Annotated in this window: 12 protein-coding genes; 3 read left to right on the top strand and 9 right to left on the bottom strand. The window is 64.3% G+C overall.

All coding sequences use genetic code 11. The annotated features are described in order from the left end of the window. Positions 1-4 precede the first annotated feature (4 nt). Positions 5-1,543 (bottom strand): MFS transporter, encoded by a 1,539-nt coding sequence (locus tag JFU57_RS27535; RefSeq protein WP_201131479.1) that lies wholly within the window; start codon positions 1,541-1,543, stop codon positions 5-7. Beyond that, entirely contained in the window at positions 1,540-2,037 is a 498-nt protein-coding gene (locus JFU57_RS27530; protein ID WP_201131478.1) for a GlcG/HbpS family heme-binding protein, read from the bottom strand. The genes JFU57_RS27535 and JFU57_RS27530 overlap by 4 nt, the downstream gene beginning before the upstream one ends. Positions 2,038-2,140: 103 nt before the next feature. Here JFU57_RS27530 and JFU57_RS27525 point away from each other — a divergent pair, with 103 nt between their 5' ends. Next, positions 2,141-3,022: a LysR family transcriptional regulator gene (locus tag JFU57_RS27525; RefSeq protein ID WP_020295208.1), complete on the top strand. Its 882-nt coding sequence runs from the start codon at positions 2,141-2,143 to the stop codon at positions 3,020-3,022. 174 nt (positions 3,023-3,196) lie between these two features. Here JFU57_RS27525 and dhaL read toward each other — a convergent pair whose 3' ends face one another. The 7 genes from dhaL to JFU57_RS27490 all read right to left on the bottom strand — a co-directional run bounded on the left by dhaL (position 3,197) and on the right by JFU57_RS27490 (position 10,576). Beyond that, positions 3,197-3,841: a dihydroxyacetone kinase subunit DhaL gene (dhaL, locus tag JFU57_RS27520; protein WP_201131477.1), complete on the bottom strand. Its 645-nt coding sequence runs from the start codon at positions 3,839-3,841 to the stop codon at positions 3,197-3,199. Between the two features lie 3 nt (positions 3,842-3,844). Then, on the bottom strand, positions 3,845-4,846 hold the full coding sequence (locus JFU57_RS27515) for a dihydroxyacetone kinase subunit DhaK (protein WP_201131476.1): 1,002 nt from the start codon (positions 4,844-4,846) through the stop codon (positions 3,845-3,847). Positions 4,847-4,929: 83 nt separating this feature from the next. Further along, on the bottom strand, positions 4,930-6,048 hold the full coding sequence (locus tag JFU57_RS27510) for an MDR/zinc-dependent alcohol dehydrogenase-like family protein (protein WP_201131475.1): 1,119 nt from the start codon (positions 6,046-6,048) through the stop codon (positions 4,930-4,932). A gap of 39 nt (positions 6,049-6,087) precedes the next feature. Beyond that, complete coding sequence (locus tag JFU57_RS27505) at positions 6,088-6,846, bottom strand: SDR family oxidoreductase (protein WP_201131474.1); 759 nt, start codon at positions 6,844-6,846, stop codon at positions 6,088-6,090. A 186-nt stretch (positions 6,847-7,032) separates the two neighbouring features. Then, complete coding sequence (locus tag JFU57_RS27500; RefSeq protein WP_078468787.1) at positions 7,033-8,055, bottom strand: substrate-binding domain-containing protein; 1,023 nt, start codon at positions 8,053-8,055, stop codon at positions 7,033-7,035. A 44-nt stretch (positions 8,056-8,099) separates the two neighbouring features. Continuing rightward, positions 8,100-9,092, bottom strand: coding sequence for an ABC transporter permease (locus tag JFU57_RS27495; RefSeq protein ID WP_078468788.1), 993 nt, complete (start codon positions 9,090-9,092; stop codon positions 8,100-8,102). Further along, complete coding sequence (locus JFU57_RS27490; RefSeq protein ID WP_201131473.1) at positions 9,089-10,576, bottom strand: sugar ABC transporter ATP-binding protein; 1,488 nt, start codon at positions 10,574-10,576, stop codon at positions 9,089-9,091. The genes JFU57_RS27495 and JFU57_RS27490 overlap by 4 nt, the downstream gene beginning before the upstream one ends. 283 nt (positions 10,577-10,859) lie before the next feature. Between JFU57_RS27490 and rpiB the strand changes: the two genes are divergently transcribed. Next, positions 10,860-11,321 (top strand): ribose 5-phosphate isomerase B, encoded by a 462-nt coding sequence (gene rpiB, locus JFU57_RS27485; RefSeq protein WP_201131472.1) that lies wholly within the window; start codon positions 10,860-10,862, stop codon positions 11,319-11,321. 92 nt (positions 11,322-11,413) lie between these two features. After that, positions 11,414-12,394 carry a sugar-binding transcriptional regulator gene (locus JFU57_RS27480; protein WP_078468791.1) on the top strand — a complete coding sequence of 327 codons (981 nt, stop codon included), beginning with the start codon at positions 11,414-11,416 and terminating at the stop codon, positions 12,392-12,394. The last annotated feature ends 327 nt before the right edge of the window (positions 12,395-12,721 follow it).

Raw genomic sequence — 12,721 nt, 5'->3', positions numbered from 1 at the left:
GCTTCTATTCCAGCTTCAGGCTCAGGCCCTGGGCCTGGGGCAAGGGGTTGCGCATCAGCCGGCCGACCATCAGCGCCCCCAGCAGGGCGAGGATCCCGGCCACCGTCAGCACCCGGCCGAAACCGCCGACAAAGGCCTGCACGGCCAGGGGCTCGACCACGGCCCGGGCGCTGTCCGGCAGGCTGGCCAGGGCGCCTTGCATATCCCCGGCGACCACCCGCGAGGCGATGTCCGGCGCCTGGTCCAGCCATTGCGGGGCCTGCTGGCCGAGATCGACCTGCAACAGGTGCTGGGTGTGGCTGGCCAGCAACGCCCCGAACACGCCGATGGCCAGCATGATGGCGCTGAAACGCATGGTGGTGCTCATGCCCGAGGCCATCCCGGTCCGCTCCCGCGGTACGCAGGCCATGATGTTTTTCTGGGTGTCGCCATTGAGCAGCCCGGCGCCGGCACCGGTGACGGCAATCGCCAGGGCAAAGCTCAGGTAGCCACCGGCGTGCACTGCCCAGGCACTGAGCAGATTGCCCACCCCGACCAAGGTCAGGCCTGCGGCCATCAGGGTGGCCGGGGCATAACGCCCGGCCAGGCGTGCGCCGATGCGCGGGCAAATCAGCATGGTCAGGGCAAATGGCAGCATGCCCAGGCCCGAGGCGATGGCGGAAAACTGCAGGCCGTTCTGCAAGTAGAACGGCAGCAGCGTCATCATCACCTGGGCGCAACCGGCGTAGGCGAACATCCCCAGCAGGGCGCCGATCAGTCGTGGGTGGCGCAGCAACTGCAAATCCACCATGGGCCGGCGCTGGGCTTTTTCGATCAGTACGAACAGCCCGAGCAAGGCCGCGCCGCCCAGCAGGCGGGCGTAGGTCAGCGGGTTGCTCCAGCCGATGCGGTTGGCTTCGATCAGACCCCAGATCAGGCACAGCAGGCTGGCGCTGAAGGCCAGGCTGCCCCAGGGATCGAGGCGCGCGGCCTGGGTGTCGCGGGACTCGGGCACATGGCGCAGGACCATGGTCATCAGCGCCAGGCCCACTGGCAGGTTGAGGTAGAAGATCCAGCGCCAGCCGATGTACTGGGTAATCAGCCCACCGAGGGTCGGTGCGGCGGTCATCGCCACGCCCATGCAGGCGCCCCAGAATGCCCAGGCCTTGGCCCGCTGCACATCGTCGTGAAAGGTATGGCCGATGGAGGCCAGGGCCGAGGTCAAGAGCAAGGCTGCGCCCACGCCTTTGATCGCCCGGGCGATATCCAGCCACAGCGCCGTGGGGGCGGCGCCGCAGCCGAGGGAGGCGAGGATGAAAATCACCAGGCCGCAGAGCAGGGTCTTCCTGCGTCCGAAGCGGTCGGCGAGGCTGCCGGCGGGCAGCAGCAAGGCGGCGAAGGCCAGCATGTAGGCGCTGACCACCCATTCGATATCGACGAAGTTGGCCCCCAGGTCGCGGGCGATGCTCGGCAGGGTCACGGCGACGATATTGGTGTCGAGCACGATCAGCGAGCACACCCCGGACGCGGTGAGCAGGGTCCAGCGCGGGTTGGGTTGACTCATGGCTGACTCCGCTGGGGCAGGGCCGCCAGGGCGGCGAGGGCGATTTCATCATCATGGGCCGGGGTGTCGGCGCTGACCCCGATGGCGCCGATCACCTGGCCGTCGACGATGATGGGCTGCGCGCCTTTCATCATCAGCAAACCGGCGGTAATCGCCGCCTGACGCCCGCCATTGATGGCATTTTCCAGATCGCCCGAGGGCCGCTTGAACAGCGCCGAGGTGCGCGCCTTGCCCTGGGCCAGCTCGATCCCGGCGACCACCGGAGCGCCGTCCATGCGCGCACTGAGGATCGGCCAGCCGCCGTCGTCGACGATCACCACCGCGCACGGCCAACCCTTGGCGTCGGCGGTCTGCTGGGCGGCCTGGAGCAGCTGTTGGGCGCTCTTCAGGTCAAGGATTGCCTTGCGGGCAATACCGGTGTCGGCAGCGCCGGCAGAAGCGAGCTGCAGGCTGTAACAAGTGATCATCGCCAGAAACAGGGGTTTGACGCGCATGGCATAGGCTCTCTAGGGTGGAGGTCGAGCCAGCTTATCGCGACGCTTCGGGTGCCTTGTTAGGCGCAATGCGGGACTTCATTACCTTTGAGCTAACACCTTTATGGAAATTCGTCATTTTCGCTACTTCCTGGCCGTGGCCCGGCAACGCAATTTCACCCGCGCCGCCGAGCAGTTGGGCATTGCCCCGCCAACCTTGAGCCGGCAGATCCAGGACATGGAGCAAGCCCTGGGCACGCGCCTGTTCCTGCGCCAGCAGCGCGAGGTCAGCTTGACCGAGGCCGGTGCCGCTTTGGTGATGGAAGCCGAGGCCACAGTGCGCCAGTTCGAGTTTGCCCAGCGCAATGCCCAGCGCGCCGGGCGCGGGGAAATCGGCCATATCGAACTGGGCTACGTGGCCTCGGCGGTGTACTCGGGCCTGCTGCAAAAGCAGGTACAGGCTTTTTGCCGGCAATACCCGGACGTCAGCCTCAGCGTGCGCGAAAAGCCCATGGCCGCGCTGCCGGGACTGGTGGCCGATGGGCGCTTCGATATCGGTTATATCCGCTCCCCCATGACCCTGCCCGAGGGGCTGGAAGCCATCGCCCTGGACGCCGAAGGGTTTGTGCTGGCGTTGCCGGCGCAGTCCTGGCTGGCCCGCCTGGGGGACATCAGCCCGGAACATCTGCGCGGCGAGACCTTTATCCTCCCCGAACAGATCAGCGGCACCCTGCAAGTGGCGGCCCAGGGCGGCTACGCGCCGACCCTGGGCCCCCAGCCCGGCGGCCTGGTGGCCGTGCTGGCCCTGGTGTCCCTGGGCCAGGGCGTGGCCGTGGTGCCTGAGTCGGTGATCGGTCATATCAGCCTGCCCAACGTCCTGTACCGGCCGATCAAGGGCGGCGACGCCTCCTCACGCCTGTCCCTGATCCACCGCCGCTTCGAACAGGCCCCGGCCGTGGTGCGCTACCTCGAACAAATCAAGCGCGAGTATCGAAGAGTGCCCTGATAGAGCTGAATGGCGTGGCCGTTGGACCCTTGAGATCGCCGCGTTCCGTCAGATGCGCCAAGGCGGCAGAACGCCTGTAGCCGTTGCCGCCAGGCTGCGCTGGCCCTTGAGGTCGCCGTGCTCTGTCAGATACGCCTATGCGGCAGTGCCGGCCAGCGCAGCCTTCGGCAGCGGCTACAGGAGTCGGGGGCGGATGGAGTCGGCGAGGCGGGTCAGGATCAGGCAACAGGACACGGCGCCGGCATCCAGCACGCCGAGTGACCGTTCGCCCAGGCGGCTGGCACGGCCGATCCGGGCCACCAGGTCGCGGGTTGAGTCCCGGCCCTGAGACGCCGCGCTTTTCATGTGCTCCAGTGCTTCATGGAATGAAGCGCCTGCTGCGTGTGCCTGTTCGAACGCCTGCACCGCAGGGATCAGGGTGTCCATCAAGCACTTGTCGCCGACGCCGGCCTCGGTGATGTCTTGCAGCGAGGTCAGGCCACCGCGCAGCAGGCGGGCGAAGGTCGCCGTGTCGATCTCCTGGCGGTCGCGCACCTCATTGGCCATGCCGATAAACAGGCTGCCGTAGAGCGGGCCCATGGAGCCGCCTATGCCTTCCATCAGGCTCAGGGTCAGTTCGTCGAGCGCCCCGGCCAGGTCCAGTTCACGCCCTTCCAGGGCACGGCCACAGTGGGCAAAGCCCTTGGCCATATTGATGCCGTGGTCACCGTCGCCGATGGCCCCGTCGACTTCGCTCAGGTATTCACGGTTGGCGACTATTACGGTCACCAGGTCGGCCACGATGGCGCCGCCGTCACTGCTGGAAAAAGACTGGCTCATGGTTCACTCCGTCTGGGTCATGCCGATGGAGCGGCAAGGTTGGTCGATCAGGGTTTTGAGTTCGGCGTCCAGGCCCAGCAGGGTCAGGGTCACGCCCATCATTTCCAGTGAGGTGAAATAGTTGCCGACGTAACAGCGGTGCACCTTGAGCCCCTTGGCGCGGATCTGCCGTTCGACTTCAGCGTAGAAAATATACAGCTCCATCACCGGCGTCGCGCCGAGGCCGGAAACCAGTACCACCACGCTATCGTCGGTACTGAAATCGCGGTCGGCGAGGATCGGCGCCAGCATGCGTTCGGCCATGGCCGCAGCGGACTCGACGGGGATGACCTCAATCCCCGGCTCGCCGTGGTGACCGATGCCCAGTTCCATTTGCCCGGGGGCGATCTGGAAGTTGGGCTTGCCCACTGCCGGAATGGTGCAGGGGGTGAGCCCCACGCCAATGGAACGGCACCGATCGACGGCGTTCTGCGCGACCCGAATCACTCCGTCGAGGTCATAGCCCTTGGCCGCCGCCGCGCCGCCGACCTTCCACATGAAGATCTCCCCGGCCACGCCCCGGCGCTTGGCAATCTCGGCCAGGGGCGCGGAGGCCACGTCGTCGTTGGCGACCACGGTGCGCACCTGCAGGTCTTTGCTGGCGGCCATCTTCATCGCCAGTTTCACGTTCATATTGTCGCCCGCGTAGTTGCCGTACAGGCAGGCGACGCCTGCGCCCTGATCGGCGGCTCGAAAGGCGTCGAAGAAGCTTTTGGCGGTGGGCGAAGAAAAGATTTCGCCCACCGCCACCGCGTCCACCAGGCCTGGGCCGACATAGCCGAGAAACGCCGGTTCATGCCCCGAGCCGCCGCCGGTGACGATGCCCACCTGGCCTGTCGGCGAGGCGTCGCGTTTGCAGATCACCCGTGGGTTGGTCTCGAACTGGGCCAGTTCCGGGTGCGCCAGCAGGATGCCCTGCAGCATGTCCTCGACCACGTGGTCCGGGTCGTTGATCACTCGATTCATGACGGGGTTTCCTGTGTTCTTGTTGTTGATATTGGCCAGCGTCCGAACATGGCCAGAATAGTGCTGGTAGCCGCTGCCGAGGGCTAGGGTTTGAGCACCACTTTCAATGAGCGGTCGCCGCGTTCCATGACGGCGAAGGCTTCCTTGAAGTCGGCCAGGGCGAAGGTGTGGGTCACCACGTCGCGCATGTCGATCTTGCGGTTGCCGATAAAGTCGATGGCCCGTGGGTACATGTAGGGGCCCAGGTGCGAGCCGAGCACGTCCAGTTCCTTGCGGTCGCCGATGATCGACCAATCCACTGTGGCTTCGTCGTTGAACACGCTGAACTCGACGAACCGCCCCAGTTTGCGCAGCATCGCCAGGCCCTGGTTGACCGCCTTGTGATGGCCGGTGGCTTCGATGTAGATGTCGCAGCCGTAGCCTTCGGTGATTTCGCGAATCTTCGCCAGTACGTCGACTTCGGCCGGGTTCCACACTTCGTCAGCGCCCATGCGCAGGGCGAGTGCGGTGCGTTCGGGCTTCATGTCGAGGACGATCAGGCGCTTGGGGTTGCGCATGCGCACCGCACCGATGATGCCCAGGCCCAGGGTGCCGGCCCCGGCGACGACTACGATGTCGTCGAAGCCCACGTCGGCGCGATCAGCGGCGTGCAGCGAACAGGCCAGCGGCTCGATCAGGATCGCCTCATCCGGCGCGATGCTGTCCGGCACTTTGTGCACGATGCCTTCCTTGGTGAAGATCATGTACTGCGCCATGGCACCCTGGACGTTGTTCTGGAAGCCATACAAGTCGTGCTTCTGGCACATCCAGTACTGGCCGTGATTGCAGAAGCGACAGCCCCAGCACGGCACTATCTGTTCCGAAATCACCCGGTCGCCCACCTTGACCCCGCGTTTCTCAGCCCCGGGCCCCAGGGCCACCACACGGCACACGAACTCATGGCCGGGGATCATCGGTGGCTTGACGTAGCGTGGTTGCTCGGCGTCGCCCCAGAACGAAGGCGCTCCGCGATAGGTCTTGATGTCGCCCATGCAGATCCCGCAGAGCTCGACCTTGGTCAGGATCTCCTCGGGCCCGGGGATGGGCACCGGGACCTGCTCCAGGCGGTAGTCCTCCGGGCCATAACAGACCACGGCCTGCATGGTTGCCGGAATCGTTGGCGACAGGCGTTCGTGTGTCGGGGTTTCGAGCAGCGTAGACATGGCAGCGGACCTCATCGAAATGATGTGAAAAGCGCGTATTTACTGAATGCTGTAGCCGCCATCGATCACCACGTTCTCCCCGGTGATCATCTTGGCCACGTCGCTGAGCAGGTACAGCACCAGCCCGGCGATTTCCTCGGGCTGGGCGAAGCGCCCGACCGGGATCTGCAACTTGGCCCGTTCACCCAGCTCGCCGGCCCAGGCTTTCTTGCCCAGGGCCGTTTCGACGATGGTCGGTGAAATGGCGTTGACGTTGATGCCGTGGGGCGCCCACTCCATGGCCAGGACCTTGGTCATGCCCACCACCGCTGCCTTGCTCGCGCAGTACGCCACGTGCCGGTCGAGGCCGATGACCGCGGCCTGGGAAGCGAGGTTGACGATGCGTCCGTGGCCTTGCTCGATCATGTGCCGGGCACAGGCCTGGGCCACGAAGAAACTGGCCTTGAGGTTGATGTTCAGGGTGGTGTCCCAGGCGCTTTCGCTGACTTCCATGGCCTTGTCCAGCAGGGCGACCCCGGCGCTGTTGACCAGGAAATCCAGGCGCCCGTAGTGCGCGGCCATCAGGTCCACCGCGTCTCGTACTTGATCCAGTTGGCGCAGGTCGATGGCCAGCCCCAGGTGCCCGTCGCCGAGGCTGGCGGCGATATCGGCCACCGCCGGGTCGCGGTCGAGCAGGGCAACCTTGGCCCCGCGCTCCACCAGCAGGTTGGCGCACGCCAGGCCGATCCCGGCGGCGCCACCCGTGATCACCGCGCAGCGGCCGTTCAGGTCGAAGGCCTGATCCCAGAATCCGGACATGTCATGACTCCTCTATAAAACGATGGGCTGTAAAACCGACCAATCAACTGCGTCAGGTGTTGGGGGTGGCTGCACCACCCGGCGCGAGCAAGTGCGCTCGCCACGGGGAGGGTGCAAGCCAGCGATAGATGATTGCGCTGGCAGAGCGCAGGTGCCAGGCGCCCGGAGCGCTGGCGCAGGTCCGACCTATTTGCTGCCCGCTACCTGCTGGTACAGCGCATCGGCATTGCCGTTGGTCACCGGCACCCACGGCAGGATGTACAGCTTGTCGCTGCCATCGCCCCATTTCACGTCTTTGGCATAACGTTCCCAGATCACCGACTGCGGCTTGTAGTCCTTGCCGGCCAGGGTTCGCAGGGCTACATCCAGCGCACCCTGGGACTGGGCCTGGGCATCCTGGAGGAAGGTGGTGACTTCGCCTTTTTTCGCCGCCTGGATCGCATCCGGCATGCCGTCGATGGAGGTCACGGGCACGTCGCTCGGCGACAGGCCGCGAGACTTCACCGCCTGCAGGGCGCCCAGGGCCATGTCGTCGTTCTGGGCGATGATCCCGGAGATGCCGCCGTTGGGGTGGGCGTTGAGCCAGTCTTCGGTCAGCGACAAGGCCTCGGCGCGGGACCAGTTGGCGGTCTTCATTTCGATGACCTTGATCCCCGGATTCTTCTTGAGGATCTCCATCTCGCCTTTTTCCCGGTCAATCTGCGCCGACTGGCCAATCGGCCCCTGGATGATCACCACATTGCCCTTGCCCTTGAGCTTGTCGACCATGGCCTGGGCTTGCAGGCGCCCGCCCTCGACATCGTCGTTGCCGACATAGGGCACGTTGGCGCTGGCGACCTTGGTGTTGGAGGCGATCACCGGGATGTCGTTTTCCATGGCCCGGGCCACGGCGCCGACCCCGGCCTTGGTGTCGATCGGCACAAAGATGATCGCGTCATAGTGCTGGGTGACCATGGTTTCGATCTGGTTGTTCTGGGTCAGGGCGTCATAGTTGCCGTCGAACACAGTGATCTGCACCGTGCCGTCCTTGACCGCCGGGTGCTGCTTGAGCTCACGGACCCAGTTCTGCATGAACTGGCCCTTGAGCCCGTACACCGCCGCGCCGATCTTGTAGGTTTTTTCTGCAGCGAAGGCAACGCTGCTGCTGAGCAGGGAGACAGCCGCCAGTGTGGCCAGGGATGTGCCGAGCTTCTTCGGTGAAAGCTTCATGGGGAACTCCTTATTGTTGTGGTCGTGCCGTGCAATGAACGGGGTTAGCGTTTTTTCTTGCGCCAGACATCGATGAGCACCGCAAACACGATGATCAAGCCCTTGGCGACTTGCTGGTAATAGGAGGACACCCCGAGCAGGTTCAGGCCGTTGTTGATCACGCCGATCAACAGGGCGCCGAACAGGGTGCCGACAATGCTGCCGGTGCCACCGGAGAGGCTGGTGCCGCCGATCACCACGGCGGCGATGGCGTCCAGTTCATAGGAGGTGCCGGCCTGGGGCAGGGCGGAGGTGGTGCGCGCCGAGAGCACCACGCCGGCCAAGCCCGCCAGCAGCCCGGAGACCACGTACACCGAGAACATCACCTTGCGCACGCCGATCCCGGAGGTGCGGGCGCTTTTTTCGTTGCCGCCCACGGCATAGACGTAGCGTCCGTAGGTGGTGTAGCGCAGGACCATCCAGAAAATCAGCGCGACCACGGCGAAGATCACCACCGGCACGCCGACCGGGCCGATCTTGCCGATGCCCAGGGCCAGGTAGTTTTCCGGCAGGTCGGTGACCGGGCTGCCGTCATTGAGGATAAAGGTCATGCCGCGGGCAATGCTGAGCATGCCAAGGGTTGCGACAAAGGGTGGGATCGACAGGTTGGCCACCATGAAGCCGTTGACCACGCCGAGCATGGCCCCGGCGAACATTCCGGCGCTGACCGCCGCCAGCAGGCCGTAGCCCTGGGTCGCCACCAGGGCGCTGCACAGGCCGGCGAACGCCAGGATCGACCCCACCGAGAGGTCAATGCCCTTGGTCAGGATCACGTAAGTCATGCCTACGGCGAGGATCCCGTTGATCGAGGTCTGGCGCAGGATGTCCATCCAGTTGCGCCAGGTCATGAAGTATTCGCTGGCAAACGCCATGACCAGGCACAGCAGGATAAACACCAGCGGCAGGCCGAAGCGGTCCAGGGCCAGGCGCAGTCGGCTGCGTGGCGCGGGGTGGGTCGAGGCTGGCAGGGTCGGGGTGGCATGGGTCTTGGCGTTCATGAGGCGAGACTCAACAAGGCTTCCTGGGAAAGGGCGGTGTCAGTGCTGATGGTGACCAGCCGGCCGCCCTTGAATACCGCGATTCGATCACTCAGATGCAGCAGCTCGGGGGCCTCTGAAGACACCACGATGGCTGCGCCGCCGGCACGCACGAACTCGTCCAGCAGGTGGTAGATCTCCTGCTTGGCGCCCTCGTCGATGCCTCGGGTCGGCTCGTCGCACAACAGGCAGATCGGCGTGGTCGACAGGCACTTGGCGAGCACCACCTTTTGCTGGTTGCCGCCGCTCATGGATTCCACCGGCAGGTCCAGGGAGCTGGTCTTGATCTGCAGGCGCTGGACCATGTCCCGGGCCAGTTGCAGTTCTTTACGCGCACTGATCAGCGACCAGCTCGACAGCTGGCGGTAGGCGCTGAGGGCGATGTTGGAGAGGATGCTGCTGCTGAGTACCAGCCCGCTGTCCTTGCGGTCTTCGGTGACCAGCGACATGCCGGCGCGAATGGTCGCTGCCGGCACGCCCACCGGCAGCGGCTGGCCTTGCAGGGTGACGCTGCCAGCATGGGGTTCGGTCAGGCCATAGATGCAGTTGAGGAATTCGCTGCGCCCTGACCCCATCAGGCCGTAGATGCCGAGAATTTCGCCCTGGCGCAGTTGCAGGCTGATGTCCTGGAACTCGCCGTGGCGGCTCAGGCCCTGGATATCGAGGCAGTTTTGCGCGGCGCACTGGCGCCCGACCTTGTGATCGATGCGTGTCAATTCCTGGCCGACGATGCCGCGCACCAGATGGGCGCGGTCGATGTCGGCCATGCGCCCGCTTTCAACAAAGGCGCCGTCGCGAAAGATGCTGTAGTCGTCGGCGATCTGCGCCAGTTCGCTGAGGCGGTGCGACACGTAGATGATGCCGGCGCCACGCGCGGTGAGGCGGCGGATGGCCTTGAACAGGGTCTCGGCCTCGCGTTCGCCAATGGCCGAGGTCGGCTCGTCCATGATCATCACCTGGCAGTCATGGCTGAAGGCCTTGGCAATTTCCACCAGCTGGATTTGCGCCACGCTCAAGCGGTGCATGGGGCTGTTGGCGTCGACCTCGAATTCCAGGCTGGCCAGCAACTCGCGGGTGCGCCGGTTGAGTTCCTTGCTGTCGACGATGCAGCCGGCGCGACGCGGTTCGCGACCGAGCCAGATGTTTTCGGCGACGGTCATGTAGGGGATCGGTTCCAGCTCCTGGGTGATCATCGCCACCCCGGCCGCCAGGGCGGCGCTCGGGCGGTCGAACTGCACCGGCTGGCCGTTGAGCAGGATACTGCCGGCATCGCGCTGGGTGATGCCCATCAGAATGCCGAGGAAGGTGGACTTGCCGGCGCCATTGCCGCCGCACAGGGCATGCACGCTGCCGGCACGCAGGGAGAGGCGACCGTCACGCAGGGCAGGGATCCCGGCATAGGCCTTGGCGACATGTTCAGCCTGGAGCAGTAATGGCGTGGCCATCGGCGTGTCCTCGTGCTGTGAATTCTTATTAGATCGCATAACCATGTTTTGCGCTGATCATATGTGTAACAAATGAAATTCTGATCAGTCAATCCCTTTCGCTTTAAATATGTCCAGGTGGCAAGTGAGGCTTTTTACCGCCCTGTGTAGGGCGTTATTCCCCGAGCCTGGTAAATCTCGCTTGACAGTTGAGGGGAGAATGCCTGAAAAATGACTGATCAAAGTTTCACTGAGTGATCATATGATCAGTCATGCTCTTTCCCTGTCAGCGGAGCGAAATGCGATGAATAGAGCCTTTTCAGTGGCGATTGGATGCGATGAGGCGGGGTTTGAACTCAAGGAGCTGCTCAAGCGGCACATCGAGGCACTGGGGCATCCGGTCGAGGATTTCGGCACCCATTCCCTGGAACCGGTGCTGTACCCGGACATCGCCCTGGCCGTGGCCACGGCCATAAATGCCGGGCACCACCGGTTGGGAGTGCTGGTGTGCGGCACCGGCATCGGCATGGCCATCTCGGCGAACAAGGTGCTGGGAATTCGCGCGGCCCAGGCCCATGACACCTATTCCGCCGAGCGCGCACGCAAGAGCAACGATGCGCAAATTCTCTCGATTGGCGCGCGGGTAGTGGGGGTGGAACTGGCCAAGAGCATCGTCAAGGCGTTCCTGGAGTCGGAGTTCGAGGCGGCGCGCTCGGGGGCCAAGGTCGAGCGGATCAATGCCATCGAGCGTGACGGTCATCAGTGAGGGGCGCAGGGCTGCGCGCAAGCCGCTTGTAGACGTACCCCGCATCCACTAGAGAGAATGCGCCTTTGACGCCAAGACGGAAGCCAGTCCACATGAGTGACAGTACCCAGCGCGGGGCCAGCGATATCGATCTGATGACCGAAGTCGCCATGCTCTATTACCTTGAGAACGTCACTCAGGAAGCCATTGCCAAGCGCTTCGACCTGTCGCGGGCCAAGGTCAGCCGCCTGCTCAAGCGGGCGCGGGATGAAGGGATTGTCGAGGTCCGGGTGCTGCAGCATCCGGCGATGAACAATGAGCTGGAGCAGGCGCTGGTGGAGCGCTTCCAGTTGGATCGGGCGTTGATTGCGGTCGATCACAGTGACCCGGATACCCAGCGTTCGGCGGTTGCCAGCCTGGTGGCCAACTACCTGAACAAGACCTTGAGCGACGGCATGATCGTCGCCGTCGGCATGGGCCGCAATGTCGGGGCGGTGGCCGATAACGTGTTTTTGCCGGTGACGCGCAACTGCACGTTCGTCTGCGCCATCGGCGGTTCGCTGCGGGCTGGCGAATACATGAACCCGGACCATATCTGTCGCCGTCTGGCCCTGCGTTTCGGGGCTGAAAGCGAAACCCTGTATGCCCCGGCGCTGGTGGCCAATCCGGAACTGCGTAGCGTGCTGATCAGCAACGACACCGTGCGCTCGACCCTGGATCGCGCACGCCGCGCCGACATCGCCCTGATTGGCATCGGCGATATGAGTGAAAACAGCAATATGGTGCGCATGGGCTGGTTCTCGCCCCAGGAAATCGCCCAGGCGCGATTGTCCGGCACAGTGGGCGACATGATGGGCTACGACTTTATCGATATCCATGGCCAGCCGGCGGTCAACGCGATCCAGGGGCGGGTGATTGGCTTGAGTGTGCAGGAATTGGTACGCATCCCCGATGTGGTCGCCATCGCCAGTGAAAACACCAAGGCTGCCGCGACCCTGGGTGCCTTGCGTTCCGGGGTGATCAACACCCTGGCGACCACCGTCACCAATGCCCACACCATCCTCGCCCTGGATGATGCGACCCGCAGGAGCTAAGGGTTGCAGGTGCGGCTTTCAGGTTGCACATAGCGCCTGTAGCCGCTGCCGCCAGGCTGCGCTGGCCCTTGAGGTCGCCGTATGCCGTCAGATACGCCACGGCGGCAGCGGCTACGGGGTTTATAAAGTTTTGTAATGATTTCCTGCTGTGGGGAATGTGACTGGGCGCTGTAATCTCCAAGTCCGTTTTTTATATCAGGACTTGCATGAACACCCTTTCGGAGCCTCCCAGTCGTCCTTTCCCCAGGACGCCGCACCTCTCCCTCGTTCCATTCGCCTCACGCCATTCGGCCGCTCTGAGGCGTTGCCGTCGCACTAAGTTTCCGG

The organism is Pseudomonas sp. TH07 (assembly GCF_016651285.1).
Taxonomy (GTDB): domain Bacteria; phylum Pseudomonadota; class Gammaproteobacteria; order Pseudomonadales; family Pseudomonadaceae; genus Aquipseudomonas.
Note: the sequence above shows the minus strand (reverse complement) of the source record. Positions and strands in the feature narration are given on the sequence as shown.

Excerpts from the sequence above, each read along its gene's own strand:
- JFU57_RS27535 (WP_201131479.1), bottom strand. The coding sequence starts at position 1,543 with ATGAGTCAACCCAACCCGCGCTGGACCCTGCTCACCGCGTCCGGGGTG.
- JFU57_RS27530 (WP_201131478.1), bottom strand. The coding sequence starts at position 2,037 with ATGCGCGTCAAACCCCTGTTTCTGGCGATGATCACTTGTTACAGCCTG.
- JFU57_RS27525 (WP_020295208.1), top strand. The coding sequence starts at position 2,141 with ATGGAAATTCGTCATTTTCGCTACTTCCTGGCCGTGGCCCGGCAACGC.
- dhaL (WP_201131477.1), bottom strand. The coding sequence starts at position 3,841 with ATGAGCCAGTCTTTTTCCAGCAGTGACGGCGGCGCCATCGTGGCCGAC.
- JFU57_RS27515 (WP_201131476.1), bottom strand. The coding sequence starts at position 4,846 with ATGAATCGAGTGATCAACGACCCGGACCACGTGGTCGAGGACATGCTG.
- JFU57_RS27510 (WP_201131475.1), bottom strand. The coding sequence starts at position 6,048 with ATGTCTACGCTGCTCGAAACCCCGACACACGAACGCCTGTCGCCAACG.
- JFU57_RS27505 (WP_201131474.1), bottom strand. The coding sequence starts at position 6,846 with ATGTCCGGATTCTGGGATCAGGCCTTCGACCTGAACGGCCGCTGCGCG.
- JFU57_RS27500 (WP_078468787.1), bottom strand. The coding sequence starts at position 8,055 with ATGAAGCTTTCACCGAAGAAGCTCGGCACATCCCTGGCCACACTGGCG.
- JFU57_RS27495 (WP_078468788.1), bottom strand. The coding sequence starts at position 9,092 with ATGAACGCCAAGACCCATGCCACCCCGACCCTGCCAGCCTCGACCCAC.
- JFU57_RS27490 (WP_201131473.1), bottom strand. The coding sequence starts at position 10,576 with ATGGCCACGCCATTACTGCTCCAGGCTGAACATGTCGCCAAGGCCTAT.
- rpiB (WP_201131472.1), top strand. The coding sequence starts at position 10,860 with ATGAATAGAGCCTTTTCAGTGGCGATTGGATGCGATGAGGCGGGGTTT.
- JFU57_RS27480 (WP_078468791.1), top strand. The coding sequence starts at position 11,414 with ATGAGTGACAGTACCCAGCGCGGGGCCAGCGATATCGATCTGATGACC.